General features: G+C 58.4%; 1 protein-coding gene. It reads left to right on the plus strand.

Annotated features, from left to right (window positions below; translation table 11 throughout):
• Positions 1 to 416, plus strand: a 416-nt coding sequence (locus Q0816_RS25950; RefSeq protein ID WP_298856221.1) for a tetrahydrofolate dehydrogenase/cyclohydrolase catalytic domain-containing protein, incomplete at both ends; no start/stop codon positions are given.

Below are 416 nucleotides of genomic sequence, written 5' to 3' on the forward strand. Positions count from 1 at the left end.
ATCGACAAGCTGAACAACGATCCGGCTGTTCATGGCATTCTGGTTCAACTGCCGTTGCCCAAGCACCTGAACGAAGATCTGGTAATCAACTCGATCGACCCGGCCAAGGATGTCGACGGGTTCCACATCTCGAATGTTGGCCTGTTGGGCACCGGGCAGAAATCGATGGTGCCCTGCACTCCGCTGGGCTGCCTGATGATGCTGCGCGATTATCATGGTTCGCTGTCTGGAATGGACGCTGTGGTGATCGGTCGTTCGAACATCGTGGGCAAGCCGATGGCACAACTGCTGTTGGGCGACAGCTGCACAGTGACGATTGCGCATTCCCGCACCAAGGATCTGCCTGACGTCGTTCGCCGCGCCGACATCGTAGTCGCCGCTGTGGGCCGTCCTGAGATGGTGCCTGGTGACTGGAT

The organism is uncultured Ruegeria sp. (assembly GCF_947497005.1).
Lineage (GTDB): Bacteria > Pseudomonadota > Alphaproteobacteria > Rhodobacterales > Rhodobacteraceae > Ruegeria.